The organism is Streptomyces sp. NPDC048825, from assembly GCF_043198355.1.
GTDB lineage: Bacteria > Actinomycetota > Actinomycetes > Streptomycetales > Streptomycetaceae > Streptomyces > Streptomyces xiangluensis.
In genome coordinates this window covers 109131-135203 of record NZ_JBICUR010000016.1, presented here as the reverse complement: position 1 = coordinate 135203, position 26073 = coordinate 109131, and the positions used below count along the sequence as shown (strand labels likewise).

General features: G+C 68.9%; 29 protein-coding genes and 5 tRNA genes. 7 read left to right on the top strand and 27 right to left on the bottom strand.

Features of this window, described 5'->3' with window-relative positions; genetic code table 11:
• Positions 1 to 15 precede the first annotated feature (15 nt).
• Positions 16 to 405 (top strand): winged helix-turn-helix transcriptional regulator, encoded by a 390-nt coding sequence (locus ACGFNK_RS33135; RefSeq protein WP_393421793.1) that lies wholly within the window; start codon positions 16 to 18, stop codon positions 403 to 405.
• Here the strand turns inward: ACGFNK_RS33135 and mutM are convergent.
• From mutM to ACGFNK_RS33090, 9 genes are all read right to left on the bottom strand, one after another.
• Entirely contained in the window at positions 378 to 1238 is an 861-nt protein-coding gene (gene mutM / locus ACGFNK_RS33130; protein WP_393421791.1) for a bifunctional DNA-formamidopyrimidine glycosylase/DNA-(apurinic or apyrimidinic site) lyase, read from the bottom strand. The two genes, ACGFNK_RS33135 and mutM, sit on opposite strands and share 28 nt — an antisense overlap.
• A gap of 163 nt (positions 1239 to 1401) precedes the next feature.
• Positions 1402 to 2226: a ribonuclease III gene (gene rnc / locus ACGFNK_RS33125; protein ID WP_386346483.1), complete on the bottom strand. Its 825-nt coding sequence runs from the start codon at positions 2224 to 2226 to the stop codon at positions 1402 to 1404.
• Positions 2227 to 2245: 19 nt separating this feature from the next.
• Entirely contained in the window at positions 2246 to 2419 is a 174-nt protein-coding gene (rpmF, locus tag ACGFNK_RS33120) for a 50S ribosomal protein L32 (protein ID WP_033321093.1), read from the bottom strand.
• 2 nt (positions 2420 to 2421) lie between these two features.
• The gene (locus tag ACGFNK_RS33115; RefSeq protein WP_344392626.1) at positions 2422 to 3066 is read right to left on the bottom strand and encodes a YceD family protein; all 645 of its coding nucleotides are present in this window, start codon (positions 3064 to 3066) and stop codon (positions 2422 to 2424) included.
• A gap of 172 nt (positions 3067 to 3238) precedes the next feature.
• Positions 3239 to 4330 (bottom strand): ATP synthase F0 subunit B, encoded by a 1092-nt coding sequence (locus tag ACGFNK_RS33110; RefSeq protein ID WP_393421789.1) that lies wholly within the window; start codon positions 4328 to 4330, stop codon positions 3239 to 3241.
• A 133-nt stretch (positions 4331 to 4463) separates the two neighbouring features.
• Entirely contained in the window at positions 4464 to 4943 is a 480-nt protein-coding gene (gene coaD, locus ACGFNK_RS33105) for a pantetheine-phosphate adenylyltransferase (RefSeq protein ID WP_386346532.1), read from the bottom strand.
• 26 nt (positions 4944 to 4969) lie between these two features.
• On the bottom strand, positions 4970 to 5557 hold the full coding sequence (gene rsmD, locus ACGFNK_RS33100; protein WP_393421787.1) for a 16S rRNA (guanine(966)-N(2))-methyltransferase RsmD: 588 nt from the start codon (positions 5555 to 5557) through the stop codon (positions 4970 to 4972).
• A 45-nt stretch (positions 5558 to 5602) separates the two neighbouring features.
• Entirely contained in the window at positions 5603 to 7801 is a 2199-nt protein-coding gene (gene recG, locus ACGFNK_RS33095) for an ATP-dependent DNA helicase RecG (RefSeq protein ID WP_393421785.1), read from the bottom strand.
• Between the two features lie 109 nt (positions 7802 to 7910).
• Positions 7911 to 9671 (bottom strand): DAK2 domain-containing protein, encoded by a 1761-nt coding sequence (locus ACGFNK_RS33090; protein WP_393421783.1) that lies wholly within the window; start codon positions 9669 to 9671, stop codon positions 7911 to 7913.
• 253 nt (positions 9672 to 9924) lie between these two features.
• On the opposite strand from ACGFNK_RS33090, the gene rpmB reads away from it, so the two are divergent.
• A complete protein-coding gene (rpmB, locus tag ACGFNK_RS33085; RefSeq protein WP_003993230.1) occupies positions 9925 to 10110 on the top strand; it encodes a 50S ribosomal protein L28 in 186 nt (61 codons plus the stop codon).
• A 109-nt stretch (positions 10111 to 10219) separates the two neighbouring features.
• On the opposite strand, the gene thiD is transcribed toward rpmB, so the two are convergent.
• Positions 10220 to 11023, bottom strand: a complete 804-nt coding sequence (gene thiD / locus ACGFNK_RS33080; RefSeq protein ID WP_393421781.1) for a bifunctional hydroxymethylpyrimidine kinase/phosphomethylpyrimidine kinase — start codon at positions 11021 to 11023, stop codon at positions 10220 to 10222.
• Complete coding sequence (locus ACGFNK_RS33075; RefSeq protein ID WP_386346477.1) at positions 11020 to 11985, bottom strand: thiamine-phosphate kinase; 966 nt, start codon at positions 11983 to 11985, stop codon at positions 11020 to 11022. The genes thiD and ACGFNK_RS33075 overlap by 4 nt, the downstream gene beginning before the upstream one ends.
• A gap of 227 nt (positions 11986 to 12212) precedes the next feature.
• Between ACGFNK_RS33075 and ACGFNK_RS33070 the strand changes: the two genes are divergently transcribed.
• On the top strand, positions 12213 to 12446 hold the full coding sequence (locus tag ACGFNK_RS33070; RefSeq protein ID WP_344392617.1) for an Lrp/AsnC ligand binding domain-containing protein: 234 nt from the start codon (positions 12213 to 12215) through the stop codon (positions 12444 to 12446).
• A gap of 20 nt (positions 12447 to 12466) precedes the next feature.
• Positions 12467 to 12967: a DUF3515 domain-containing protein gene (locus ACGFNK_RS33065; protein ID WP_393421779.1), complete on the top strand. Its 501-nt coding sequence runs from the start codon at positions 12467 to 12469 to the stop codon at positions 12965 to 12967.
• Positions 12968 to 12985: 18 nt separating this feature from the next.
• On the opposite strand, the gene ACGFNK_RS33060 is transcribed toward ACGFNK_RS33065, so the two are convergent.
• From ACGFNK_RS33060 to ACGFNK_RS33050, 3 genes are read right to left on the bottom strand one after another with little or no spacing between them, the layout of a single operon-like run.
• The gene (locus ACGFNK_RS33060; RefSeq protein ID WP_393421777.1) at positions 12986 to 14143 is read right to left on the bottom strand and encodes a D-alanine--D-alanine ligase family protein; all 1158 of its coding nucleotides are present in this window, start codon (positions 14141 to 14143) and stop codon (positions 12986 to 12988) included.
• 60 nt (positions 14144 to 14203) lie between these two features.
• A complete protein-coding gene (locus tag ACGFNK_RS33055; protein ID WP_386346474.1) occupies positions 14204 to 15223 on the bottom strand; it encodes an NAD(P)H-dependent glycerol-3-phosphate dehydrogenase in 1020 nt (339 codons plus the stop codon).
• Entirely contained in the window at positions 15220 to 16005 is a 786-nt protein-coding gene (locus tag ACGFNK_RS33050; RefSeq protein WP_393421775.1) for a lysophospholipid acyltransferase family protein, read from the bottom strand. Before ACGFNK_RS33050 ends, ACGFNK_RS33055 begins: the two co-directional genes overlap by 4 nt.
• 206 nt (positions 16006 to 16211) lie before the next feature.
• Between ACGFNK_RS33050 and cofC the strand changes: the two genes are divergently transcribed.
• Together cofC and ACGFNK_RS33040 are read left to right on the top strand one after the other, a co-directional pair.
• The gene (cofC, locus tag ACGFNK_RS33045; protein WP_393421773.1) at positions 16212 to 16844 is read left to right on the top strand and encodes a 2-phospho-L-lactate guanylyltransferase; all 633 of its coding nucleotides are present in this window, start codon (positions 16212 to 16214) and stop codon (positions 16842 to 16844) included.
• Positions 16845 to 16854: 10 nt separating this feature from the next.
• Entirely contained in the window at positions 16855 to 17058 is a 204-nt protein-coding gene (locus ACGFNK_RS33040; protein WP_235990986.1) for a hypothetical protein, read from the top strand.
• A gap of 149 nt (positions 17059 to 17207) precedes the next feature.
• On the opposite strand, the gene ACGFNK_RS33035 is transcribed toward ACGFNK_RS33040, so the two are convergent.
• From ACGFNK_RS33035 to leuC, 4 genes are all read right to left on the bottom strand, one after another.
• Positions 17208 to 17819 (bottom strand): HU family DNA-binding protein, encoded by a 612-nt coding sequence (locus ACGFNK_RS33035; protein WP_386346471.1) that lies wholly within the window; start codon positions 17817 to 17819, stop codon positions 17208 to 17210.
• 137 nt (positions 17820 to 17956) lie between these two features.
• Positions 17957 to 18187 carry a hypothetical protein gene (locus ACGFNK_RS33030; RefSeq protein WP_386346470.1) on the bottom strand — a complete coding sequence of 77 codons (231 nt, stop codon included), beginning with the start codon at positions 18185 to 18187 and terminating at the stop codon, positions 17957 to 17959.
• A 301-nt stretch (positions 18188 to 18488) separates the two neighbouring features.
• A complete protein-coding gene (gene leuD, locus ACGFNK_RS33025) occupies positions 18489 to 19082 on the bottom strand; it encodes a 3-isopropylmalate dehydratase small subunit (RefSeq protein ID WP_393421951.1) in 594 nt (197 codons plus the stop codon).
• An 11-nt stretch (positions 19083 to 19093) separates the two neighbouring features.
• Positions 19094 to 20527: a 3-isopropylmalate dehydratase large subunit gene (leuC, locus tag ACGFNK_RS33020; RefSeq protein WP_386346469.1), complete on the bottom strand. Its 1434-nt coding sequence runs from the start codon at positions 20525 to 20527 to the stop codon at positions 19094 to 19096.
• A gap of 188 nt (positions 20528 to 20715) precedes the next feature.
• Here leuC and ndgR point away from each other — a divergent pair, with 188 nt between their 5' ends.
• Positions 20716 to 21432, top strand: coding sequence for an IclR family transcriptional regulator NdgR (ndgR, locus tag ACGFNK_RS33015; protein WP_386346468.1), 717 nt, complete (start codon positions 20716 to 20718; stop codon positions 21430 to 21432).
• A 135-nt stretch (positions 21433 to 21567) separates the two neighbouring features.
• Here the strand turns inward: ndgR and ACGFNK_RS33010 are convergent.
• From ACGFNK_RS33010 to ACGFNK_RS32970, 9 genes are all read right to left on the bottom strand, one after another.
• A tRNA-Glu gene (locus tag ACGFNK_RS33010) sits at positions 21568 to 21640 on the bottom strand.
• 28 nt (positions 21641 to 21668) lie between these two features.
• Positions 21669 to 21740 (bottom strand) — tRNA-Gln (locus ACGFNK_RS33005).
• A gap of 20 nt (positions 21741 to 21760) precedes the next feature.
• Positions 21761 to 21833 (bottom strand) — tRNA-Glu (locus ACGFNK_RS33000).
• Between the two features lie 62 nt (positions 21834 to 21895).
• Positions 21896 to 21968, bottom strand: a tRNA-Glu gene (locus ACGFNK_RS32995).
• A 21-nt stretch (positions 21969 to 21989) separates the two neighbouring features.
• Positions 21990 to 22061 (bottom strand) — tRNA-Gln (locus ACGFNK_RS32990).
• Between the two features lie 90 nt (positions 22062 to 22151).
• The gene (locus ACGFNK_RS32985; RefSeq protein ID WP_393421770.1) at positions 22152 to 22919 is read right to left on the bottom strand and encodes an HAD family hydrolase; all 768 of its coding nucleotides are present in this window, start codon (positions 22917 to 22919) and stop codon (positions 22152 to 22154) included.
• A 121-nt stretch (positions 22920 to 23040) separates the two neighbouring features.
• Positions 23041 to 24516 (bottom strand): glutamate--tRNA ligase, encoded by a 1476-nt coding sequence (gene gltX, locus ACGFNK_RS32980; protein WP_393421768.1) that lies wholly within the window; start codon positions 24514 to 24516, stop codon positions 23041 to 23043.
• The gene (locus ACGFNK_RS32975; protein ID WP_386346465.1) at positions 24509 to 25297 is read right to left on the bottom strand and encodes a fumarylacetoacetate hydrolase family protein; all 789 of its coding nucleotides are present in this window, start codon (positions 25295 to 25297) and stop codon (positions 24509 to 24511) included. Before ACGFNK_RS32975 ends, gltX begins: the two co-directional genes overlap by 8 nt.
• Positions 25298 to 25427: 130 nt before the next feature.
• Positions 25428 to 25619, bottom strand: a complete 192-nt coding sequence (locus ACGFNK_RS32970; protein WP_393421766.1) for a hypothetical protein — start codon at positions 25617 to 25619, stop codon at positions 25428 to 25430.
• Between the last annotated feature and the right edge of the window lie 454 nt (positions 25620 to 26073).

Here is a 26073-nt window from a genome sequence, read left to right as displayed (position 1 = left end):
GAGTACGCTGAAGGTATGGACCTCACGGAGACACAGGATCTTGCGTTCGACGTGTTCTCCAAGGGGTGTCCCTCACGGGGCACCCTGGAGCACGTCACGGGGCGCTGGGGCGGGCTCACGCTCGGGGCGTTGCACGAAGGCTCGTTCCGCTTCAATGAGCTGCGTCGGCGCGTCGACGGCGTGAGCGAGAAGATGCTGTCGCAGACGCTGCACGCACTGGAGCGCGACGGTCTGGTGCACCGCGAGGCGCAGTCCACGAACCCGCCGCGTGTGGACTACGAACTGACGCCGCTCGGCCGCGAGGTCGCCGAGCGGCTGCTGGCCCTCATCCACTTCATGGAGGGGCGCATGGGCGAGGTCCTGGCGGCGCGCGAGCGTTACGACGAGGCGCGCGGCAGCCGCTGACAGCGCGGGCAGAAGTAGCTGGACCGGTTCATCCAGGGCCGCCGCCGGATCGCGGTGCCGCAACGCCGGCACGGTTCGCCCTCCCGCCCGTACGCGTCGAGGGACCGGTCGAAGTAGCCGGATTCACCGTTCACGTTGACGTACAGGCTGTCGAAGCTGGTGCCGCCGGCGGTGAGGGCCTCGTACAGCACGTCCCGTACGTGGCCGAGGAGTTCGGCGGTGCGCGGGCGCGTGAAACCGGTGGTCGGGCGCTCGTAGTGCAGTCGCGCGCGCCACAGCGCCTCGTCCGCGTAGATGTTGCCGACGCCACTGATCAGCGACTGGTCGAGCAGAGCCCGCTTGATGGTCGTACGTCTCCTCCGCAGCGCCTCGTGGAAGGCGGCGTCGTCGAACTGCGGGTCCAGTGGGTCGCGGGCGATGTGCGCGATGACGTCGGGCAGCCCTTCGGGGGTGGTCGTGTGCAAGGAGAGCCCGCCGAAGGTGCGCTGGTCGACGAAGCGGAGTTCGGTGGTGAGGGTGTCGTCGAAGCGAACGCGGATGCGCAGGTGCTTCTCGTCGGGCGCGCCCTCCGGCTGGACGAGCAACTGGCCGCTCATACCGAGGTGCGCGAGAACGGCACTCGGCTGATCCGCCAGCGGTAGCCAGAGGTACTTGCCGCGACGCTGAGGCAGCCCGATCCGGTGCCCCTTCAGCCGGGCCCCGAAGTCCTCGCCGCCAGCGATGTGCCGGCGCACCGCGCGCGGATGCCGCACCTGTACGTCGGCGACGATCCGTCCGCTGACCCAGCGCTCCAGACCGCGCCGTACGACCTCGACCTCAGGAAGCTCGGGCACGGTTTCTCCTCCGGATGCGTGGACGACTCGGGCGCCCCTAGGGCCGCGCGCCCGCAGCGTACCGCCGCGCCATGGGCGGGCCCGAGTGGGGTCGCGGAACACGATCGCCCGCCCCCTACGTGCTGTCCGGGGGCGGGCGATCGGCTACGGCTGTGGCCGTGGGTCAGGCGGGAGCGGCGTCGGAGCTCGCGGTGGAGGGGATGTCGGCCTCCCCCTCGGCGTCCGCGGCGGCCTTCGTCGCCTGCACGCGCTCGTCCGCGGCGGAGCGGATCTCCCGCCACGCGGACTCCGCGGCCTGCTGCTCCGCTTCCTTTTTGCTGCGGCCGGTGCCGGTGCCGTACGAGACGCCTCCGACGCGGGCGGCAGCAGTAAAGGTCTTCTCGTGGTCCGGGCCGGTCTCCGTGACCAGGTACTCGGGCACGCCGAGCCCCTCGGTCGCGGTGAGCTCCTGGAGACTGGTCTTCCAGTCCAGGCCGGCACCGAGATTCGAGGACTTCTCGATCAGCGGGTCGAACAAGCGGTGCACCAGCTCCGCCGCCGAGTCGAGCCCCTGGTCGAGATAGACCGCGCCGATCACCGCTTCCAGGGTGTCAGCAAGGATGGAAGCCTTGTCCCGGCCGCCCGTGCCCTCTTCGCCCCGGCCGAGCCGGATGAAGGAGCCCAGGTCGAGCCCGCGGCTGACCTCCGCCAACGCACGCGAGTTGACCACCGCGGCCCGCAACTTGGCCAGCTGGCCTTCGGGCAGGTCGGGGTGGGTGCGATACAGCGTGTCCGTGACCACGAGGCCGAGTACGGAGTCCCCGAGGAACTCCAGGCGCTCGTTGGTCGGCAGACCGCCGTTCTCGTACGCGTACGAACGGTGGGTCAGCGCACGCACCAGAAGGGCGGACTCGAGCCTGTAGCCGAGCCGCCCTTCCAGAAGCGTGTGGGACGAGGCCGTGTTGTCCGCCTTTTTCTTGGCGTTCGAATCCGCCTTGGCGTCAGACATGAAGCCTCTCACCAGCCGCTCAGACCTCGAGGACCTGGCGCTTGTTATAGGTGCCGCAAGCAGGGCACGCGATGTGCTGCAGCTTGGGCTCGTGGCAGCGCTCACACGCAACCAGGTTGGGGACCGCAGCCTTCCACTGCGACCGGCGGTGGCGCGTGTTGCTGCGCGACATCTTCCGCTTCGGAACAGCCACGGCTACTTCTCCTGCTTCTCGTCGACGCCCGATTCGGCGCCGCTGATCTCGTCCTTCTCGCCATCTTCGAGTGAACCGGCGAGTCCCTGCAGTGCCGCCCAACGGATGTCGACGGCGTCATGGTGGTGGCCCGGTTCGTCCGAAAGACGCACTCCGCACTCGGAGCACAGTCCCTCGCAGTCCTCCTGGCACACCGGCTGCATCGGCAGTGCGAGCACCACCGCATCACGCAGCACAGGCTCGAGGTCGAACAAGCCGTCCTCGATGAAAAGCCTGTCCTCGTCTTCCTCGGCGTCGTCGGCCGGTTCCGCCTTGGGGCGGCCCCGGTCGTCGGCGTCAGGGTACGAGAACATCTCCTGGAAGTCCGCTTCGAGCTCCAGCTGAAGCGGCTCCAGACACCTTACGCACTCCCCCTCGGCGACGGCCCGGGCGGTGCCAGTGACCAGCACACCTTCCATGACCGATTCGAGCCGGAGTTCGAGCTCCACCGGCGCGCCTTCCGGCACTCCGATGACTCCCTGGATACCGAAGTCCTTGGGAGCGCCGACCGCGCGGGTCAGCCGCTGCAGCGCACCAGGACGTCGCCCCAGCTCGTGTGTGTCGAACACGAGAGGGTTGCGGTGGTCGAGGCGGGCGTTCAGGGCCATTCCTGCTTTCGATCTTGAAACTCAGAGCTTCGCCGCCCCAGATGTTCCCGGGCAGCGTGGATCGCGGACGAACGCGCGACCGAAGAGCCAGGATACTGGACCTTGCGCTCTCGGCCCAATCCGGTGCGCGCCGGCCGTCCAGGACACCGGCGTACGCCGCTGGGAGCGCCCCTCAGCGTCCGCCGCGCTCCTGCTCGTACTGGCGCAGCTGCTCGGCGCTGATCATGCTCGTGTCGAAGAGGCTGGTCTCGTCGAGGGCGTGCGCCTGCGGCTCGGGCTCGGGCTGCTGCCCGTAGGCCTGCTGCCCCTGGCTGGGGTCGTATCCGGCCTGCTGGGCGTTCGGGTCGTAGGCCTGCTGCGGATAGGCAGCGTACGGATCGGCCTGCTGCCGGTACGCGAATTGCTGTTGATCCTGCTGCCCGTATGGCTGCTGATAGCCGTACCCGTCGGTCTGCTGCTGATACGCGTACTGCTGCTGGTCCTGCCCGCCGTACGGCTGCTGGGCGGGAACGGCCGGGGCCGGTTCGGCGGGCCGGGCGGGAGTGTCCACGGGAGCCGCGAGGCCGTCCAGGTACTCGGCGTCCGTGGTGTGCTGCACGGCCGAACCGTCGTCCGTGAGCGCGCCCAGGTCGTCGGAGGCGATACGGCCGTGCAGCTTCTGGCGACCGCGGCCGACGGCCTCCAGGGTCTTGGCGAGGACGGCCTCGAAGGCGCCGAGCTTGACGTCGACGTATTCATCGGCGTTGCGACGCAGGGTCTGGGGGTCGTGGCTGCGCTCGGGCGCGTCCTCGTCCTCGTAACCGTGCTCGTCGAGGCCGGGTCCGGTGCCGAGGAGCTTCTCGCGGCCCCGGCCGACGGAGCCGAGGGTCTTGGTGAGGACGACCTCGAAGTTGGCGAGCTTGGAGTCGACGTAGTCGTCGGCCTCCGCGCGGATCTCCTCGGCCTCCTTGCGGGCATCGGCGAGGATGCGATCGGCCTCGTTCTGGGAGCGACGGGCGATCTCGGTGCCGGAGATCAGCGAGCCGCGTTCGGCGTGCGCGGACTCGATGATCCGCTGGGCCTCCTCGCGGGCTTGCTCCACCAACTGCTCGCGCCCGCCGATGAGTTCCTGGGCCTGGGCGAGGGAGCCGGGCAGGGCCTGGCGCACCTCTTCGAGCAGGGAGAGGAGCTCGGCGCGGTTGACCACGCACGAGGCCGACATGGGCATGGAACGGGCGCTGCCGACCGCCGAGACGATCTCATCGAGCTTCTTCTGCACGTCCACCGTGTGCTCGCCACTCTCTACAGCTGTGATGGAGACGGACGGATCGACTGTACGGCCACTCCCTCACCATCCGACACCGGGTGACGAACTGTCAGCCCGCAGGGGCCGTCCCGGTCTCCTTGGGGCGCCCGGCTCAGTCCTTCTTGAGGCGTTCGTTGAGAGCTTCGAGGACCACCGGCGGCACCAGGTGGGAGACGTCGCCGCCCCAGGCCGCGACCTCCTTGACGAGCGAGGAGGACAGGAAACTGTAGGTGGGGTTGGTGGGGACGAAGAGGGTCTCGACTCCGGAGAGGCCGTTGTTCATCTGGGCCATCTGCAGCTCGTAGTCGAAGTCGCTGACCGCGCGGAGTCCCTTGACGATCGCGGGGATGTCGCGCTGCTTGCAGAAGTCGACGAGGAGGCCGTGGAAGGCTTCCACCTCGACGTTCCCGAACTCCGCGGTGACCTGGCGGATCAGGTCGATCCGCTCGTCGATCTCGAAGAGGCCCTTCTTGGACTGGTTGATCATCACCGCGACGTGCACGACGTCGTACAGCTTGGACGCTCTGGCGATGATGTCGAGGTGTCCGTTGGTGATCGGGTCGAATGACCCGGGACAGACGGCGCGGCGCAACTGAGGTCCCTCGCTCTCCGGTCCGGTCATCGTGCGTCTTCGCACGTAGAGGCGGCGCGACCGTACCAAAACGATCCCTCGCCGTAACGACGGGAGCGCAGTGCCTCGAAGCCGCCGGGCCACCGGAATTCGCCGCCTCTAGTACTGCGTTCAACGGTGACGAGAGCTTCGCCCGCGAGCCAGCCCTCTGCACGGAGTGTGAGCAGTATCTCGCGAAGATCGTCGTCCGGGACGTCGTACGGCGGATCGAGAAAAATCAGGTCGTACGGGGCTGTCGGCGCCCCCGCGCGGATGATCTGCGCCGCTTTGCCGGATCTCACCTCGGCGCCGGGCAGCCCGAGCGTTTTCACGTTCTCCCTGAGGGTGCGCACCGCTCTGGCGTCGGCCTCGACCAGGAGGGTGTGCCCGGCGCCGCGCGACAGTGCCTCCAGACCCACGGCGCCGGAGCCGGCGTACAGATCGAGGACGCGCTCGCCCTCCAGGGCGCCGCCGAGCAGGGACTGCCAGGTGGAGAAGAGGCCCTCGCGTGCCCGGTCGGAGGTGGGCCGGGTACGGGTTCCGTGCGGGACGGCCAGGCGGCGTCCGCCGGCCCGGCCGGCGATCACGCGGGTCATCTCTGTCCTTGTCGTGGAACGAGCGGCTGTGACAGTCCCAGTCTGTCAGCCCTTCTCCAAATACTGCTCCCTCTCCTCGTCCAGCAAAGCTTGCAGAGCCGTGCGCAGGGCGGGCAGGCCCGTGAGATCGGGGTCCGCGGCGACGACCGCGGTCGCCTCCTCGCGGGCCTCGGCGATGATGTCCTCGTCCTCTATGACGGTGAGCATGCGCAGCGAGGAACGCACGCCGGACTGGGCCTGGCCGAGGACGTCGCCCTCGCGGCGCTGTTCGAGGTCGATGCGGGACAACTCGAAGCCGTCGAGCGTGGCGGCCACGGCACCGAGGCGGGCCCGGGCCGCGCTGGCCTCCGGCATCTCGGTCACCAGGAGGCACAGCCCCGGAGCCGAGCCCCGGCCGACCCGGCCGCGCAGCTGGTGCAGCTGCGATACGCCGAACCGGTCCGCGTCCATGATCACCATCACCGTGGCGTTCGGGACGTTCACCCCCACCTCGATCACCGTCGTGGCGACCAGCACGTCCGTCTCGCCCGCGGCGAAGCGGCGCATCACGGCGTCCTTGTCGTCCGGCTGCATACGGCCGTGCAGCACCTCGACCTTGAGCCCCTGGAGCGGGCCCTTGGCGAGCTGGTCGGCGACGTCCAGGACGGCGAGGGGCGGACGCTTCTCGGCCTCGTCCTCGGTGGACTTCTTCTTGGCCGAGCCGTCTTCCTCGTCCCCGATACGGGGGCAGACGACGTATGCCTGATGGCCGCCCGCGACCTCCTCGCGCACGCGCTCCCACGCGCGCGACAAGAAGTGCGGCTTGTCGGCGGCCGGGACGACATGGCTGGCGATGGGTGAGCGCCCGGCGGGGAGCTGGTCGAGGACGGACGTCTCCAGGTCACCGAAGACGGTCATCGCGACCGTACGCGGGATGGGTGTGGCGGTCATGACCAGCAGGTGTGGTGGCTGCTTGCCCTTGCCGCGCAGGGCGTCGCGCTGCTCGACCCCGAACCGGTGCTGCTCGTCGACCACGACCAGGCCCAGGTCGTGGAACTGCACCTTGTCCTCGATCAGCGCGTGCGTGCCGATGACGATCCCCGCCTCGCCCGTAACGAGATCGAGAAGCGCCTGCCGACGGGCGGCGGCGCCCATGGACCCGGTCAGCAGCACCACCTTGGTGGCCTGCTCGGCACCGCCCAGCATCCCTCCCTCGGCCAACTCCCCCATCATCTCCGTGATCGATCGATGGTGCTGCTGGGCGAGCACTTCGGTGGGCGCGAGCATGGCGGCCTGACCACCGGCGTCGACGACGGCGAGCATGGCGCGCAATGCCACCATCGTCTTTCCGCTGCCGACCTCTCCCTGGAGCAGCCGGTGCATCGGATGCTCGGTGGCGAGGTCGTCGAAGATCTCCTTGGAGACCTTTTGCTGGCCCTCGGTGAGGGTGAAGGGGAGCTTGGCGTCGAAGGCGGTGAGGAGGCCGTCCGGGGTGGGTTTGCGGGGGACGGCCGGGAGTTGGTCGTCCGCGTGGCGACGGCGGGCCAGGGCTACCTGGAGGACGAAGGCCTCGTCCCACTTGAGGCGGGCGCGGGCGTCTGTGTAGTCGGCTTGGGTGCGCGGCTGGTGGATCTTCAGAAGGGCTTCGGGAAGGGGGAGAAGATCACGGTCGTCCCTGAGCGAGTCCGGCAGTGGATCAAGGGCCTCCTGGGCGCTCGGCAGCACGGTCTGAATGGCCTTGCCGATCTTCCAGGACTCCAGCTTGGCGGTGGCCGGGTAGATCGGGATGAGCGATCCGGCCCACTTGTCGATGGCCTCCTCGCCGTCTCCACGCAGCAACTCGTAGGCAGGGTGGGCGAGTTGGAGTCGGCGGTTGAAGACGGAGACCTTGCCCGCGAACAGCGCGCGTGTGCCCGGCAGGAGCTCCTTGTGCGGCTTGTGGGCGCCCTTGCCGAAGAAGACCAGCTGGAGACGGCCGCTGCCGTCCGTGATGGTCACTTCGAGGCGCTGGCCCTTCCCGCGGGGCGCCTTGGGCGAGGCGAAGGTGAGCAGGCGGGCGTCGGCGACCTGCGCGACCACCGTGACGTGCTCGTCCATGGGCAGGTCGGCGAGGTGGGTGAGCTGGCCACGCTCCTCGTACCTGCGCGGATAGTGGTGCAGCAGGTCGCCGACGGTGTGCAGGCCGAGGTGCTCGGCCATCACCTTCGCGGTGGCGGGGCCGAGCACTTTCCTCAGGGGTTCATCTAGCGCGGGCACGAGATCCATTGCACACCACACCACTGACAATGCCGTATACGTCCCGGAAATCCGCTGGTCAGTCGGATCCGCTCCCGGGCGGTTCGGTTTTCCCGAACCCACGCCCCCAGCTCCCGGGCTACTCCACGCCGATCAGCAGCAACGCGCCCTGTCGACCGCCGCGGTACACCACCGTGTCGACGGCCAGGTAGGACTCGCGTACCCGGGCTTCGAGGTGGACGGCGATCGTGTCGGGAGCTTCGTCGCCCAGGACCAGGGTGACCATCTCGCCGCCCGCCGAGAGCATGCGGTCGAGGACGGTTTCGGCGGTGGCCGTGATGTCGGTGCCGATCACCGCGACATCGCCCTCTATGAGGCCCAGGATGTCCCCGGCCTGGCAGATGCCGGCCATGGTCCAGGACTCCCGTTCCGCGACGGCGAGTTCGGCATAGCGGGTCGCCCCGGCCGCCGAGGTCATCGAGACGACGTCCTCGTCGAAGCGCCGCTCCGGCTCGTGCACGGCGAGCGCCGCGATCCCCTGCACCGCGGAACGCGTGGGGATCAGGGCGACCCGGACTCCGTCCGCGCGGACCTGCTCGGCCGCAGCGGCAGCCGTGTGCCGCAGTTCGGCGTCGTTGGGCAACAGCACCACCTCGCGCGCGTGGGCCCGCCGTATCGCCTCGACGAGCTCTCCGCTCGCGGGCGGCTCCTCCGGGCGCGCGAGGACGGTGGTCGCGCCGGCTTCGGTGTACAGCCCGGCCAGCCCCTCTCCGGGGACCACGGCCACGACCGCGCGCTGCACCCGCTCACGGACCGGCCGCCCGGCGGCGCCCGCCATATGCGCGTCACCGGCCCCGAAGTGCGTGATCCGGATCCGGTACGGCCGCCCGGCCTCGACGCCCGCTTCCACGGCCGCGCCCGCGTCGTCGACGTGCACATGGACGTTCCACAGCCCGTCACCGCCGACCACGACGAGCGAGTCGCCCAGCCCGTCGAGCCGCTCCCGCAGCCGGTCCACAGCGGCGTCCTCCGCCTCCAGGAGATAGATCACCTCGAACGCGGGCCCGCCCTCCTCCGGAGCCGGGGCCGGGTCCGCGCACTCCCCCACGTCTCCGAGCGGCTCCACGGCAGCGGCTTCCACGCGCGCGTGCCCCATGAGAACCGGCACCGCCCCCGAGGCACGGGGCGCCTCCCCCGTGAACGTCTCGACCAGCGCCGCCAGTACGGCCACGAGCCCGCGCCCGCCCGCGTCCACCACTCCGGCCCGCTTCAGGGCCGCCAACTGCCCCGGAGTCGCCGCCAGGGCGGCCCGAGCGCCCTCGTACGCCGCCCGTGCCACCGCCCCGCAGTCGCCCTCTGCCCCGGAGGCCGCGTCCGCGGCGGCCGAGGCGACCGTGAGGACCGTGCCCTCGACGGGGTGCGCGACGGCATGCCGTGCCGAGTCGGCCGCCTGCCTGAAGGCGAGCCGCAGTCCCTGGCCGTCGGTGCGGGCGGTCTCGCCGTCGGCGGAGAGCACCTGGGCCATGCCCCGCAGGAGCTGCGCGAGGATCGTCCCGGAGTTCCCCCGGGCCCCGATGAGCGCACCGTGGGCCATCGCAAGCACCGCGTCGGCGAGCGTCGGCCGCTCGACCGCCCCCGCCACTCCTTCGCCAGAGGCACCGGAAGCGCCAGAGGCCTCGGAGGCACCACCGGAGACCGCGTCGTGCGCCGCGAACACCGCCTCGACCGCCCCGGCCGCCGACTCCACGGTCAGATACAGATTGGTACCGGTGTCCCCGTCCGCGACCGGATAGACGTTGATCGCGTCGATCTCCTCGCGCGCGCGGCCGAGTGCCTCGAGCGCGAGTCCGCACCAGGCGCGCACCGCGAGCGCGTCCAGTGTCTGCGGCACCTGCGGCACCTGCGCCTCCTTGAGCAGCGAACGTGGGACGCAGCGTAGACCCGGGTCAGGTTTCCGCCGGTAGTGGGCCGGGGCGGACCCCGGGCCGACCATGGTAGTTTCGTTGCACGGACGCAGTCGTTGTATGCTGCTCCGGTTGCCCGATCCGATCGGGCCTTCCCCTGGCACCGCCACTCAGATCCTGGATTCCTAGATCCTGATTCCGGCATGCCGGGATCAACCGTAAGAGCATCTGAAGTCTTTGGAGTGACCCGTGGCTGCCAACTGCGACGTCTGCGGCAAGGGGCCGGGCTTCGGCAACAACATCTCGCACTCGCACCGCCGTACGTCCCGTCGCTGGAACCCGAACATCCAGCGCGTCCGTACCGTGGTGGGCGGGACGCCGAAGCGCGTGAACGCTTGCACCTCGTGCATCAAGGCCGGCAAGGTCTCGCGCTGACGCTCTGCTAGCGCGCGGCCACTGCTGGTTCGCTGCATGGCCGGTCCACCGGAGGGTGGGCCGGCTTTTTGCTGTGCCCCGGACGGCGCGCAAAGGTTTACGCGAACGCTTACGCGCGCCGTCCCGCCGCCCACCGCCACCCATGATCCACCGGCCCGATCCCGCTCCCCAGCGCGAACCCCGCCGCGATCGCCCCGGTGACGTACTCCTTGGCCGCGGCCACCGCCTCCGGCACGGACCGCCCCTTCGCCAGCCCCGAGGCGATGGCGGACGCCAGCGTGCAGCCGGTGCCGTGGGTGTGCCGGTTGTCGAGACGGGGAGCACGCAGCCAGTGCTCCTCGGAGCCGTCGGTGAGGAAGTCCACGGCGTCACCTACGAGATGGCCGCCCTTGATGAGGGCCCACTGCGGCCCGTAGGAGAGCAGGGCCGCCGCGGCTCGCCGCATCCCGTCCTCCGACTGGACCCGTACGCCCGTGAGTTGGGCGACCTCGTCGAGGTTCGGGGTGGCCACGGTGGCGACGGGCAGCAGCTTTGTGCGTAGGGAATCCAGGGCGTCCTCGGCCAGCAGGGAGTCGCCGTGCTTGGAGACGCCGACCGGGTCGATGACCGCGGGCGCGTCCGTGCCACCGATCAACTCGGCGACGGTCTCGACGAGTTCGGTCGAGGCCAGCATCCCGGTCTTGACCGCCTGCACCCCGATGTCGTCGACCACGCTGCGGTACTGGGCCCGCACTGCCTCCACCGGAAGCTCCCAAGCGCCTTGCACACCAAGGGAGTTCTGGGCGGTGACCGCCGTGAGCACGCTCATGCCATGCACGCCGAAAGCCAGCATCGTCTTCAAGTCGGCCTGGATTCCGGCCCCTCCACCGGAGTCGGAACCCGCGACCGTCAGCACACGCGGCGGAGCGCTCATGACTCGATGTCCGCGAAGTGATCCCAGCCGCCCTTGCTGGTCCACGCCGCCCCGTCGACGGTGACCTGGGGCAGCGCCGAGGGGTTGAGGACCTCGCCGATCACCTTCCAGCGTGCGGGCAGCTTCACATCCGAGGGGAAGGTGGCGACGATCGCGTGGTCCTCGCCGCCGGTGAGCACCCACTGGAGCGGATCGACGCCGACGGCCTGCCCGATGTCGTTCATCTGCGAGGGGATGTCGACGGCGCCGGAGCGGACGTCGATCCGTACCTTGCTGGCTTCCGCGATGTGCCCGAGGTCGGCGATCAGCCCGTCGCTGACGTCTGTCATCGAGGTCGCGCCCAGCCCGGCGGCCGCGGGGCCCGCGTGGTACGGCGGTTCGGGCCGCCGGTGGGCCTCGACGAAGGCGCGCGGCGAGCGGAAACCGCGCGAGAGCACCGCGTGGCCGGCCGCGGACCAGCCCAGCCAGCCCGTGACGGCGACGACATCACCGGGCTGGGCGCCCGCGCGGGTGACCGGCTCGTGGTTGCGCAGATCGCCGAGCGCGGTGATCGAGACCATGATGGTGTCACCGCGCACGACATCGCCGCCGACCACGGCCGCGCCCGCCACCTGGCACTCGTCGCGCAGGCCGTCCATCAGCTCGGAGGGCCAGGTGGCCGGGAGCTCGGCCGGGACGACCAGGCCGAGCAGCAGCGCGGTGGGTACGGCGCCCATGGCGGCGATGTCCGCGAGGTTCTGCGCCGCCGCCTTGCGCCCGACGTCGTACGCCGTGGACCAGTCGCGGCGGAAGTGCCGCCCCTCCAGGAGGATGTCGGTGCTCGCCACGACCCTGCGGTCGGGAGCGGCCACCACGGCGGCGTCGTCGCCCGGCCCGACCCGTACCGCCGGGGTGGTGGTGAGCCGTGAGGTGAGCTCCTTGATGAGCCCGAACTCCCCCAACTCGCCCACGGTTCCCTTCATTGTCGTACGTCTCCTTCTGTTACTGCCGCTGCCCGGCCTGTCACTTGGCGCCGCCCGGTCGCGAGCTGTCACGGACCTGGGTACGGTCGAGTCGACCGGCAACTTCTGTCGTTCGTGCACCTCGGCGTGCAAGATCGGCCCCCGCGGGTCTCCCCGCGGTGAGCGGCGACGCGATACCGTGGCGTTCCTTTTCCCCACATGATCCTCGTGGCCGCCCTGGAGGTTCCGTGGTACAGGCGTACATCCTGATCCAGACGGAGGTCGGCAAAGCGTCGACCGTCGCTGAGACGATCAGCAAGATTTCGGGGGTGATCCAGGCCGAGGACGTGACCGGACCTTACGACGTGATCGTGCGGGCCCAAGCCGACACCGTTGACGATCTCGGCCGCTTGGTGGTCGCGAAAGTCCAGCAAGTGGACGGCATCACCCGTACCCTGACCTGCCCGGTGGTGCACCTGTAGCCCCCGTCTACCCTGTGCCGGTGAACTTGTTCCGTTCCCGGCTGTTCGGTCATCCCGCCCTTGTCCTGCTGATCTTCGCCACAGGCTGCTCCTCGGCAGACGACAGCGCGTCGGCCGCGGTTCCCAGCCCGGGCACGTTGGTCACCAAGCTGTGCCAGAACCTGGACGAACGGCTGCCGCCTAAGGTGGACGGTCTCGACCGGGAGGATCCCGAGCCCCGGTCCACGCTGACCGCGGGCTGGGGAGGCCCGGCGATCATACTGCGCTGCGGTGTCGAACGGCCGCCGAAGATGACCGACCCGAAGGTCGCTGAGGGCCATGACCCCGACGCGGTCGCCGGCGGGGTGAACGGCGTCGACTGGCTGATGGAGGAGGGGGACAACGGGTCGTACCGTTTCACCAGCGCTTCGCGCGTCGCGTACGTCGAGGTGACCGTGCGCGAAGGGCAGGACACGTCCGCCGTTCTTGTCGACCTGGCCTCGGCCGTCAAGAAGGCGATCCCCGAGGGGATCGCCGACTGAGAAAACTGCGGGTGCGTTTTAGCGCAGCCCTGTAGGCCGGCGCAGCGCAGCCTGGATCAAGCGGTCCACCAACTCCTGGTAGGGCACGCCGGTCGCCTCCCACATCTGCGGGTACATGGAGATGGGCGTGAAGCCGGGCATCGTGTTGATCTCGTTGACCACGAACCCGCCGTCCTCGGTGAGGAAGAAGTCCGCGCGCACCAGGCCCTCGCAGGACGCGGCCTCGAAGGCCTCGACGGCGAGCCGCTGGACCTCGGCGGTCTGCTCGGGGGTCAGCGGGGCGGGCACGATGCCGGGAGTCGAGTCGATGTACTTCGCCTCGAAGTCGTAGTACGCGTGCGACTGCACCGGCGGAATCTCGGCGGGCACCGAGGCGCGCGGCCCGTCCTCGAACTCCAGGACCCCGCACTCGATCTCGCGACCGCGCAGCAGCGCCTCCACGATGATCTTCGGGTCGTGCTGCTGGGCCGCCGCGATCGCCTCGTCGAGACCGCCCAGATCGTCGACCTTGGTGATGCCGATGGACGACCCCGCGCGCGCGGGCTTCACGAAAAGCGGCCAGCCGTGCTCGCCCGCGAAGTCGACGATCTTCCTGCGGGCCGCCGCTTCGTCGCGCTCCCACTCGCTGGGGCGGATCACCGTGTACGGGCCGACGGGCAGCCCGAAGGAGGTGAACACCCGCTTCATGTACTCCTTGTCCTGGCCGACGGCCGAAGCGAGCACGCCCGAGCCGACGTACGGGACACCGGACAGCTCCAGGAGGCCCTGGAGGGTGCCGTCCTCGCCGTACGGGCCGTGCAGCACCGGGAAGACGATGTCCACCTCGCCGAGCGCCTTGGGGACCGAACCGGGTTCGCTGTAGACGACTTCGCGGTTGGAGGGGTCGACGGGGAGGATCACCCCGCCCTCGTCGGACTCGGCGAGCTGCTCCACGCTCGGCTGGCGCCGGTCGATGATGGCCATCCGCTCCGGCTCGTCCGCCGTGAGGGCCCAGCGGCCGTCCTGGGTGATGCCGATCGGCAGGACGTCGTACTTCGTCCGGTCGATGGCGCGCAGGACGGCGCCGGCGGTGACGATGGAGATCCCGTGTTCGGAGCTGCGGCCGCCGAACACGACGGCCACACGCGGCTTACGAGGCTTCTGCCCAGGGCTCTGGGGGAGGTTCTCGGTGCTCATATCGCGTTGAGAGTACCCGTTGGTAGTGCGGTGAGTCAGCGCCCGCCGGGCTCCCGAGTGTCAGTGCCGCTCCGGCTTGGCGCTGCGCGCCATCAGCTCCTTGAGGGCGACCACGGGCGGCTTGCCGTCGTGGACGATGCCGACGACCATCTCCGTGATGGGCATGTCGACGCCGTGGCGGTGGGCCAGATCCAGCACGGACTCACAGGATTTGACGCCCTCTGCGGTCTGTTTGGTGACCGCGATGGTCTCCTGAAGGGTCATGCCCTTGCCCAGGTTGGTGCCGAAGGTGTGGTTGCGCGAGAGCGGTGAGGAGCAGGTGGCCACGAGGTCGCCCAGGCCCGCGAGTCCGGAGAACGTCAGCGGGTCGGCGCCCATGGCGAGGCCGAGGCGGGTCGTCTCCGCCAAGCCGCGGGTGATGAGTGAACCCTTGGCGTTGTCGCCGAGCCCCATGCCGTCCGCGATACCGACGGCGAGGCCGATCACGTTCTTGATGGCGCCGCCGAGTTCGCAGCCGACCACGTCGGTGTTGGTGTACGGGCGGAAGTAAGGCGTGTGGCAGGCGGCCTGGAGGCGCTGGGCCACCGCCTCGTCGCTGCACGCGACCACCGCGGCGGCCGGCATCCGGGCGGCGATCTCCCGGGCGAGGTTGGGTCCGGTGACGACCGCTATGCGGTCCGCGCCGACCTTGGCGACGTCCTCGATGACCTCGCTCATCCGCATCGCGGAACCGAGTTCGACGCCCTTCATGAGCGAGACGAGGACGGTGCCGGGCGCGAGCAGCCCGGTCCATTCGGCGAGGTTTCCGCGCAGCGTCTGCGAGGGGATGGCAAGCACGGTGAAGTCGGCGTCGTGCGCCGCTTCCGCCGCGTCCGTGGTGGCGCGCAGGTTCTCGGGGAGTTCGATGCCCGGCAGGTAGTCGGGGTTCGTACGCGTGGAGTTGACCGCTTCGGCGAGGTCGGCCCGCCGTCCCCACAGGGTCACCTCGCATCCGGCGTCGGCGAGCACCATGCCGAAGGCCGTGCCCCACGATCCGGTCCCGAAGACGGCCGCCCTGACGGGCTTGCCGGATGTCGTCACTTGCCGTGCCCCTCTTCCTGTTCTGTCTTTTCGTGTGGCCGCGTTTCGTGGGCCTGCGCCCTGCGCCGCTGCTCGATGCGTACCTGCTTCGGGTCGTACGGCGGCTGGGGCGCCTTCTCGCCGCGGATCACCTCGAGCTGGGCGGTGATCGCCGCCATGATGACCTCGGTGGCCTCCTTCAGGACCTCCGGGGTCATCTCCTTGTCGTAGAAGCGCGACAGATCCACCGGGGGGCCCGCGAGCACGTGATGGGTCTTGCGGGGAAGGACGTTGAGTTTCTTGGCGTATGGCGGCAGCAGCAGGTTGGCTCCCCACTGGGCGACCGGAATCACCGGGCACTTGGTCTGCAGCGCGACGCGTGCGGCACCGGTCTTGCCGATCATGGGCCACTGGCCGGGATCGCGCGTAATGGTGCCTTCCGGATAGAAGGCGACGCACTCTCCGCGTTCCACAGCGTCGATAGCGGCCCGGAAGGCGCTCAGCGCGTCGGTGCTCTCGCGGTACACGGGAATCTGTCCAGTACCGCGCATCGCGGCCCCGACGAATCCTTTTTTGAAAAGCCCGGCCTTCGCCAGAAAACGTGGAACGCGCCCGGTGTTGTACTGGTAATGCGCGTAGGCGAACGGATCCGCATGAGAATTGTGGTTCACCGCGGTGATAAATCCGCCCTCGGCCGGAATGTTCTCCATTCCACGCCAATCCCGCTTGACCAGAACCACCAGCGGTGGTTTGCAGAGGACCGCTGCGAAGCGGTACCAGAAGCCGATTCTGCGGCGGGGCACGCGGACACCTTCCTCCAGGACCTGGGTGGGCCGCACAAGTGTCGCTCCAGGCCGACGGTCTGTCGAGAACACCGTACGCCCGCCCGTCTCCCACCACTGCCCTGGCAAGGAGCTTCGCGCCCTGCGCTCCCGGGACCGGCCCCGCCAGGGTGTCTCACTCACTGTCCAGGTCACAATGGGCGCGACAAGAGAGGGATGGATCGCTGGTGCAGTGGACCTTGGTCATACCCCTGAAAGCCCTCACGCGGGCGAAGAGCAGGCTGTCGGACACCGCCGCCGACGGACTGCGCCCCGGGCTCGCCCTCGCCTTCGCGCAGGACACCGTGGCGGCGGCCCTCGCCTGTGCCGCGGTACGCGATGTGGCGGTCGTCACGGACGACGTACTGGCCGGCCGCGAACTGGCCGCGCTGGGCGCCCGGATCGTCCCGGACGAACCCGCGGGCGGCCTGAACGCCGCCCTCGCACACGGGGCGTCGCTCGTACGCTCCCAAAGCCCCGAGAGCCCTCTGGCGGCCCTGAACGCCGATCTCCCCGCACTGCGCCCCCCGGAATTGGCCCGCGTCCTCGACGCGGCCTCCGAATTCCCTCGCGCCTTTCTCGCGGATGCCGCTGGAACCGGCACGACTCTGCTGACCGCGTCCGCGGACCGTGAATTGCTCCCCGCATTCGGCCCGGATTCCCGCACCCGCCACCGGGCCTCGGGCGCCGTGGAACTCCCCCTGGACGCAGTGGATTCCGTACGTCAGGACGTGGACACCGGCGACGACCTGCGAGCGGCTGTGGCCCTGGGCGTGGGCCCGCGCACGGCGGCGGCGGTCGCGGCGTTGAACGTCGCCTAGTCTGGGCCTCATGCAGGCGACCGCGTATACGTACGACCCTGAGACCCGTAGCGGTCAGGTGCTGCTCGACGACGGCACTCCGGTGCCCTTCGACGGCCCTGCGTTCGAGGCGGGCGGGCTCAGGCTGTTGCGGCCGGGGCAGCGGGTGCGGATCGAGACGGAGGGCGAGGGGGACGCGCGCCGGATCACTCTGGTCACGCTGCAGACCCTCTGAAGCCCCTTGAAGACGCCCTGATGACGCCCTGATAACCCCCTGAAGACCCTCAGGGCCGCACCGAAGCCCCAAGATCTCTGAATACGCCGCGGGCCGGGCTCTCTTCCGTGTGGAGCCCGGCCCGGCGCGTGAGTGTCCCAGCGCCCTGTCTACCGGCGGGCGGTGGTCTTCTTGGCGGTGGTCTTGCGCGCCGTCGACTTCTTCGCGGGCGCCTTCTTGGCAGCCCCCTTCTTGGCGGCGGTCTTCTTGGCCGCAGCGGTCTTGCCGGTCGCCGCCTTCTTGGTGGTGGTCGTCTTGGCCGCGGTCTTGGCGGTCGTCGCCTTCTTGGCGGCGGTCGTCTTCCTGGCCGTGGTCTTCTTGGCGGGCGTCGCCGCCTTCTTGGCGGCGGTCCTCTTGGCCGCCGCCTTCTTGACCGTGGCGGCAGCGCCTCCGGACAGGCTGCCCTTGGGCGCCTTCTTGACCGCCACATCGTGCTTCGGGAGTTTCTTCGAACCGCTCACCAGGTCCTTGAAACCCTGGCCCGCGCGGAACCGCGGCACGGAGGTCTTCTTGACCCGAACACGCTCCCCGGTCTGGGGGTTACGTGCATAGCGGGCCGGACGATCGACCTTCTCGAAGGAACCGAAACCGGTGACCGAGACCCGTTCCCCTGCGACAACCGCACGGACCACGGCGTCCAGTACGGCGTCGACCGCGTCGGCGGCCTGCTGACGCCCGCCGACCTTGTCCGCAATCGCTTCTACGAGCTGCGCCTTGTTCACGTCTTCCCCTTCGGAGACATTGCCAGAACGAAAGTGTTCAAGCATTTCGCACGTTAGGCAGATATATACCGCAAATCAAACACGAAACGGGCTAATCACCCTAGTGCCGCAACGAACCAGGACTGTCGCGGAGTTCCTCAGAGACCTTCTTCGGGGAATCGCCCCTCATCGAGGTCCGCGATGAACCGCTCCAGACGCCTTGTCGCATCGGCGAGATCGTGCTTGGCCACGGCCGTAATGACCAGCAGCTTCCGGGTCAGCGCCATCCGTACGCCCTCCGGGACTTGCAGTGCGCGCACCCTTGCGTGCGCTTCCTTGAGTTGGGACGCGACTGCCGTATAGAGCTCGAGTTGGCCGTCGTGTTCCATGCACAGATTGTGCCATCTGGGGCGAGTTGTCGCCTGCGGTGGGGGTAACTGCCGCCTCCCAGGCGCTTCCCGCGTCCCTCCGCACAAGGCTGTGCCAAGGCTCGACTACCCCAACAAACCCCCTTGAAACAAGGGGAGTTGAAGCCAATCAGAACAGGCCGCTGACCTCGTCCTCCGGCACATACGGCAGTACCCCCAACCGTCCACGATTGGGGGTACTGAGGCCTATTGAGGTGGCTGGAATCAGCCTTGCGGGCTTGGGTCCGTTCGTCCTACAGACTCCGAGACCCAGAGCGTCCGCTCAGACTTGGAGCGTCCGCGGCTTGTAGGCGGGCCGCTTGGACTCGTACGTGGCGATGTCCGCCTCGCTCTGGAGCGTGATGCTGATGTCGTCGAGCCCGTTCAGCAGCCGCCAGCGGGCGTTCTCGTCGAGCTCGAAGGAGGCGGTGATGCCCTCCGCGCGAACCTCACGCGCCTCAAGGTCAACAGTGACCTCAGCCTGCGGGTCGTTCTCCGTGAGTTCCCACAGCGCATCCACGATCTTCTGCTCCAGAACGACCGTGAGCAGACCGTTCTTGAGCGAGTTGCCGCGGAAGATGTCGGCGAAACGCGACGAGATGACGGCCTTGAAGCCATAGTTCTGCAGCGCCCACACGGCGTGCTCGCGCGAGGAACCCGTACCGAAGTCGGGACCCGCGACGAGGACCGTGGCGCCCTTGCGCTCGGGCTGGTTGAGGATGAAGGACGGGTCCTTGCGCCAGGCCTCGAACAGTCCGTCCTCGAAGCCGTCCCTGGTGACCTTCTTGAGCCAGTGGGCGGGGATGATCTGGTCGGTGTCGACGTTGCTGCGGCGCAGCGGGACGGCCCGTCCGGTGTGTGTGGTGAATGCTTCCATGGCCATGGTTCTCAGACTCCAGCGGGCGTACGGACGGCAGACTGGTCGTTCAGGTCGGCGGGGGACGCCAGGTGGCCGAGCACGGCGGTGGCGGCGGCGACCTGCGGCGAGACCAGGTGCGTACGACCGCCCTTGCCCTGCCTGCCTTCGAAGTTGCGGTTGGAGGTGGACGCGGAGCGCTCACCGGGGGCCAGCTGGTCGGGGTTCATGCCCAGGCACATCGAGCAGCCCGCGTGCCGCCATTCGGCGCCGGCCTCCTTGAAGACGAGGTCCAGTCCCTCCTCGACGGCCTGCAACCCCACCCGCGCGGAGCCGGGAACGACCAGCATCCGTACGCCGTCGGCGACTTTGCGGCCCTCGACGATCGCGGCAGCAGCACGCAGGTCCTCGATACGGCCGTTGGTGCAGGAGCCTACGAAGACGGTGTCGACCTTGATGTCGCGCAGCGGCTGCCCTGCGGTCAACCCCATGTATTCCAGGGCCTTTTCGGCGGCATGGCGCTCCGAAGCGTCCTCGTACGAAGCAGGGTCGGGGACGGACGCCGAAAGCGGCGAGCCCTGACCGGGATTGGTGCCCCAGGTGACGAACGGCGCGAGGGAGGCGGCGTCGATGACGACCTCCTCGTCGAATTCCGCATCCTCGTCCGACTTGAGGGTCTTCCAGTACGCGACGGCGGCGTCCCAGTCCTCGCCCTCGGGGGCGTGGGCGCGGCCCCTGATGTACTCGAAGGTGGTCTCGTCGGGGGCGATCATGCCCGCACGGGCACCGGCCTCGATCGACATGTTGCAGATGGTCATCCGGGCCTCCATCGAGAGCTTCTCGATGGCGGAGCCGCGGTACTCCAGGATGTAGCCCTGGCCGCCGCCCGTACCGATCTTGGCGATGATCGCCAGGATCAGGTCCTTGGCCGTGACGTCCTCGGGCAGTTCACCGTCGACCGTGATGGCCATGGTCTTCGGGCGGGCCAGCGGCAGCGTCTGGGTGGCCAGCACATGCTCGACCTGGGAGGTACCGATGCCGAACGCCAGAGCACCGAAGGCGCCGTGCGTGGAGGTGTGCGAGTCGCCGCAGACCACGGTCATGCCGGGCTGCGTCAGTCCCAGCTGGGGTCCCACGACGTGGACGACGCCCTGCTCGACGTCGCCGAGCGGGTGCAGGCGAACGCCGAACTCGGCGCAGTTCTTGCGCAGCGTCTCCAGCTGGACGCGCGAGACCGGGTCGGCGATGGGCTTGTCGATGTCGAGGGTCGGAGTGTTGTGATCCTCGGTCGCGATGGTGAGGTCGAGGCGGCGCACGGGGCGCCCCGCCTTGCGGAGGCCGTCGAAGGCCTGCGGGCTGGTCACCTCGTGCAGCAGGTGCAGATCGATGAAGAGAAGGTCGGGCTCGCCCTCCGCGCGCCGGACGACATGGTCGTCCCAGACCTTCTCCGCGAGTGTCCTACCCATCGCTTTCCCTCCGGCCGGCCTGTATGGCGCCGGCCCAACTAGAGACTTCGGGATGGCCGCGTCCGTCACCCCCGCACCGGACGTCTGCCGCCGGGCCCGCTGGTCTACGGGCCGTTGTACGTACAGGGTGGCGCGTTCCACGGAAAATTGAACTTGCGTTTCACAGAGTGAGACGCGAGTATCGTTGCATGGACAACAGTAGCGGCGTCGGCGTTCTGGACAAGGCAGCCCTTGTCCTGAGCGCTCTGGAGTCCGGTCCGGCCACCCTCGCGGGCCTGGTCGCGGCGACCGGACTGGCACGACCCACGGCGCATCGTCTCGCCGTGGCACTTGAGCACCACCGCTTGGTGGCGCGGGACATGCAGGGCCGTTTCATTCTCGGTCCGCGGCTGGCCGAGCTGGCCGCGGCGGCCGGTGAGGACCGCCTCCTCGCCACCGCAGGGCCGGTCCTCACGCACCTCCGTGACGTCACGGGCGAGAGCGCGCAGCTCTACCGCCGCCAGGGCGACATGCGTATCTGCGTCGCCGCGGCGGAGCGCCTGTCGGGCCTCAGGGACACGGTCCCGGTCGGCTCGACGCTCACCATGAAGGCGGGTTCCTCGGCCCAGATCCTGATGGCCTGGGAGGAGCCGGAGCGCCTGCACCGTGGCCTGCAGGGCGCCCGCTTCACGGCGACAGCACTGTCGGGCGTACGGCGCCGGGGCTGGGCTCAGTCGATCGGTGAGCGCGAGCCGGGCGTCGCGTCCGTCTCTGCGCCGGTGCGCGGGCCCTCGAATCGGGTGGTGGCCGCCGTCTCGGTCTCCGGGCCGATCGAGCGCCTGACCCGGCACCCGGGCCGGATGCACGCCCAGGCCGTCATCGACGCGGCCGCCCGCCTCTCGGAGGCGCTACGCCGCACCGGCTGACACCCCGAGTCGATCCGACCGGTCGCTTCAACGCCGCAGCGATCGGCTGGAGTTGAGGTTGTCCTGCCGTTCAACTCAGCACGAAGAGTCAACGCGAAGAAGCCCTCCCCTGTTGGGGAGGGCTTCTTCGTCATGTACCCCCGACCGGATTCGAACCGGCGCTACCGCCTTGAGAGGGCGGCGTGCTAGGCCGCTACACAACGGGGGCGAGGATCTTGCGTTTCCGCAGATCCGAGCTGGTCTACCAGGACTCGAACCTAGACTAACTGAACCAGAATCAGTCGTGCTGCCAATTACACCATAGACCAAAGTGGTTTAGACCAGTTTGTACCCCCGACCGGATTCGAACCGGCGCTACCGCCTTGAGAGGGCGGCGTGCTAGGCCGCTACACAACGGGGGCCCTAGCGATCCTGCATGAGAAGCAGTGGGTGCGACCCGGACTGTCTCCCTGGGAAGGATCTGTACCCCCGACCGGATTCGAACCGGCGCTACCGCCTTGAGAGGGCGGCGTGCTAGGCCGCTACACAACGGGGGCTTTGCAGATGAGCTCTGCGAGCTGGCCTACCAGGACTCGAACCTAGACTAACTGAACCAGAATCAGTCGTGCTGCCAATTACACCATAGGCCATTGAAACGCAACCCCCGGCGGGGATCTTGTCTTAGTTTGCGCTTCCGGGTCCGGCCGTTCGACCTGCTCCCGGTGGGCGCAGGAAGAACATTACCCGAAGGTGGACGGCGCTCCAAAACGGGTATCGGCCCCGAGGATCGCGGGGAGTTCGGCCAGTGAGGTGATGCGGCGCAGGCCGGCGGGCTGATCCGGAGCCGCCTGTGCACCGGCGTCCGGGCCCGCGCCGGTGACCGCACTCACGCCCGTGCGGTCGATCAAGACCGAGAAGAGCCCTGCGTCGGCCGCGCCTTGTCCGTCGATCTCCGGGTGATCACCGACGTATGCGACCTGGTGCGGGGGCAGCGCGAGTGCCTCGCAGGCGGCGTGGAAGGCCTGGGCCTCCGGTTTGGAGACGCCGAGCTCGGCCGCGCACAACACCGCCTCGAAGCGGTCATATACACCAAGGACGCGGAGCTTGCGATCCTGGACGTGGAGACTGGAGTTGGACAGCACGGCGTGTCGGTGGCTGACGGCGAGGATGTCGAGCGCGGGCAGCACGTCCGGGAAGAGCTCCCAGGCAGCCTCGTAGTGGTCGATGTACCGCAGGAACCAGGCGTCGGCCTCGGCATCGGTCAGCTCCTCCCCCAGGAAGGCCCGCACCCGGTCCCGCCGCTGCCCCTCGAAGGAGGCCTCTCCGGCCGCGAACCTGGCCCACTGCTGATCGGTGATCTCCCGCCACCGCCGGAGCGCCTGCTTCACGGACGCGTACCCCTCGAGCAGGCCCTCGGCCGCCAGATGCCCGCGCATTCCGGCCCGGTCGGCCGCGGTGTAGTCGAAGATCGTGTCGTCCACATCCCAGACCACGGCTCTGATCGTCATGGTGTGACCTTCCCCAGCCCCGCCCCTTCCCGAAACTGGGCGCTGCGCCGCCATTCCCCGTCGGGCACGCAACGCGGAGGGGCGGCACCGGCGTCGGTGCCGCCCCTCCTTGCACGGTGCGCTACACGGCCAGCTTCGTCAGGGCCGCGTCGATGCGGGACAGGGTCTTGTCCTTGCCCAGGACTTCCAGGGACTCGAAGAGGGGGAGACCCACCGTGCGGCCGGTGACGGCTACGCGGACGGGGGCCTGGGCCTTGCCCAGTTTGAGGCCGTGCTCCTCGCCGGCCGCGAGGACGGCGTTCTTCAGGGACTCCGGCGATGTCCAGTCCGCGGATTCCAGCTTCGCGCGGGCCGTGCGCAGGAGCGCGTCCGAGCCCTCCTTCATAGCCTTCGTCCAGGACGCCTCGTCCTCGACGGGCTCCTTCAGGAACAGGAAGTCGACGTTCTTCGTGATGTCGGACAGGACCGTCAGGCGTGTCTGGGCGTGGGGGGCGATCGCCTCCCACCTGGCCTGGTCGAAGTCCTCCGGCGCCCACGGTGCGTGCGGTGCCTTCAGCCACGGCCCGCACGCCTCGATGAACGCCTTGACGTCCAGCCGCCTGATGTGATCGGCGTTGATCGCCTCGCACTTCTTCAGGTCGAAGCGGGCCGGGTTCGGGACGACGTCCTTGATGTCGAAGGCCGCGACCATCTCGTCGATCGAGAAGACGTCCTGGTCGGCGGAGAGCGACCAGCCCAGCAGGGAGAGGTAGTTGAGCAGGCCCTCCGGGAGGAAACCGCGCTCCCTGTAGAGGTTCAGCGAGGACTGCGGGTCCCGCTTGGAGAGCTTCTTGTTGCCCTCGCCCATCACGTACGGCAGGTGCCCGAAGGCCGGTACGGACTTGGCGATGCCCAGCTCGATCAGTGCCTTGTAGAGGGCGATCTGCCGCGGGGTGGAGGACAGCAGGTCCTCGCCGCGCAGGATGTGGGTGATCTCCATGAGGGCGTCGTCGATGGGGTTCACGAGCGTGTAGAGGGGCGCTCCGTTGGCTCGAACGATCCCGTAGTCCGGAACGTTTTCCGGGGTGAACGTCAGCTCGCCGCGGACCAGGTCGGTGAAGGTGATCGCCTCGTCGGGCATGCGGAAGCGGACGATGGGCTCGCGGTCCTCGGTCTTGTACGCGGCGATCTGCTCATCGGTGAGCGCGCGGCAGTGGCCGTCGTAGCCGGAGGGCTTGCCGGCCGCGCGGGCGGCCTCGCGGCGGGCGTCCAGTTCCGCCGTCGAGCAGTAGCAGTAGTACGCGTGGCCGGCGTCCAGGAGCTTGCGGGCGACGTCCTTGTAGATGTCCATCCGCTGCGACTGCCGGTACGGCGCGTGCGGCCCGCCGATCTCGGGGCCCTCGTCCCAGTCGAAGCCGAGCCAGCGCATGGAGTCCAGCAGCTGCTCGTAGGACTCCTCGGAGTCGCGGGCCGCGTCGGTGTCCTCGATGCGGAAGACCAGGGTGCCGCCGTGGTGGCGGGCGAACGCCCAGTTGAACAGGGCGGTGCGGACCAGGCCCACATGGGGGTTGCCGGTCGGCGAGGGACAGAAACGTACGCGGACGTTCGCGTTAGCCACGCTTGATCACCTTGTTGGTGAGAGTGCCGATGCCTTCGATGGTGACGGCGACCTCGTCGCCGACACTGAGCGGGCCGACCCCTGCCGGGGTGCCCGTGAGGATCACGTCGCCGGGGAGCAGCGTCATGGCCTCCGTGATGTTCACGATCAGATCCTCGATGGGGTGGATCATCTCGCTCGTACGCCCCAGTTGGCGCTGTTGGCCGTTGACCGTGCACTGGATCGTCAGGTCGGAGGGGTCGAGATCCGTCTCCACCCAGGGGCCGAGCGGGCACGAGGAGTCGAAGCCCTTGGCCCTCGCCCACTGCTTCTCGCGCTTCTGTACGTCGCGCGCGGTGACGTCGTTGGCGCAGGTGTAGCCGAGGATGACGTCCTTGACGCGCTCGCGCGGGACCTCGCGGCACATCCGGCCGATGACCACGGCCAGCTCGGCCTCGTGGTGCAGTTCCTGCGAGAAGGAGGGGTACGCGATCTCGTCGCCTGGGCCGATCACCGAGGTGGACGGCTTGAAGAAGGCGAACGGGGCGTCGGGCACCTCGTTGCCGAGTTCCTTCGCGTGCTCCGCGTAGTTGCGGCCGAAGGCCACGACCTTGTTCGGGAGCACCGGCGGGAGCAGCCTGACCTTGCTCAGCGGCAGCTTCGTACCGGAGAGTTCGAAGTCCGTGAAGGGGATGCCCTTGATGATGTCGAGGACGAGCCCGTCGGTCGATCCAGGAGGGCTGTCGCCCTCGACCGCGCCGAACGCGACGTTGCCGTCGATGGAGAACCTGGCGATGCGCACGGGAACTTTGCGCCCCTCTACTGAGCCGGCCGGAGTATGACGCTCCAGGCTAACGCGGGGAAGGGGTGCCACCTCACGCAAATACGCGGGGCCCGTAGGGCTCGTCCTCGACTCAGAGTCCTACTGCGGCCTACTGCTCGGCGCCCGCGCCCTCCGGGACGTCCACCAGGACCGTGCGGCGGGGGTTGGCGGTCTGGGCGGGGAGCTCGACGGCGTGCTCCTGGTGTTCCTGCTGCTCCGTGCGCAGTTCGCCGGCGTCTTCGAAATGGGCCAGCGTGGTGCGTCGCGGATTGGCTATGTTCTGGAACATCAGCGTCTTCATGGGCGGTTTTTGACCCCGTCGTACGGGCGCCTGCGCGGCCAACGGCCGTCGCACAAGCGCGTGTTGTCGGATTTGCTGTGCCTGTAAAGCCTCAGGCTAAACGTCCGGTTCCCGGAGAAAGTTGTGAAGACCCCATGATCACCGTGTGAGTTTCCTCACGAACCGCCCATCAAAACGGTCAATTCAGGCCGACCATCCACGCTAACAAAACGGACATTGCCCCACTGAAGACATCATTCCGCTCCTGATCATGTCGACTGGGACACGTCTCGCGCACGAGCAGATCGCCCGGTTGTGCCCGTTTTGAGGTGGATCACTTTCTACGACCGGTGACTCGCCCCTCACAAGGGGTCACGTTGGTCACAGCATGACCCATGGCCCTTGTTGGAGATCGGGCACTGTGCTGGAATTCCACGAACCGCCGCGGGATAGAACCGGCGCACAAGGGGCGCAA